Origin of the sequence: Bacteroides sp. RTP31139st1_H2_RTP31139_211217 (assembly GCF_040227615.1) — a bacterium.
GTDB lineage: Bacteria > Bacteroidota > Bacteroidia > Bacteroidales > Bacteroidaceae > Bacteroides > Bacteroides uniformis.
Map to the genome: position 1 here is coordinate 2698 of NZ_JBCNZM010000201.1, position 555 is coordinate 3252.

Annotated in this window: 1 pseudogene; it reads left to right on the forward strand. The window is 47.6% G+C overall.

What is annotated here, in order from left to right:
* A pseudogene (gene nrdD, locus ABUA47_RS21595) lies at positions 1–383 on the forward strand (anaerobic ribonucleoside-triphosphate reductase); the annotation flags it as partial.
* Positions 384–555 lie beyond the last annotated feature (172 nt).

Here is a 555-nt window from a genome sequence, read left to right on the forward strand (position 1 = left end):
ACTCCAACCACGTGCCCGTATACTACAAATGCAGCGCCCGCCACAAAGCGGAAGTGGAGGCTCCTTATCATGAACTGACCCGCGGCGGACACATCTTCTATGTGGAGATAGACGGTGACGCCACCCACAATCCGGAAGTCATTATGCGTGTAGTGGACATGATGGACCGATACAACATCGGCTACGGTTCGGTAAACCACAACCGTAACCGCTGTCTGGAGTGCGGCCACGAAAACTCCACCCCAAACCTGGAAGAATGCCCGAAGTGCGGCAGCAAGCATATCGACAAGCTGCAACGCATCACCGGCTACCTGGTGGGGACAACCGACCGCTGGAACAATGCCAAGCTGGCAGAGTTGAACGACAGGGTCGTTCATAATTAAAAATTGAAAATTAAAAATTAAAGGGCTGCGCAGTGCAAAGCGGAGCTTCATTTTTAATGGTTGACGTTTAATTTTTAATGATTAATGTTCAGCTTCCTACCTGCGATGTTTAATTTTTAATTATTAATTCCCTACTCATGCTTTCTATTCTCGACATTTTAGAAGATACCAC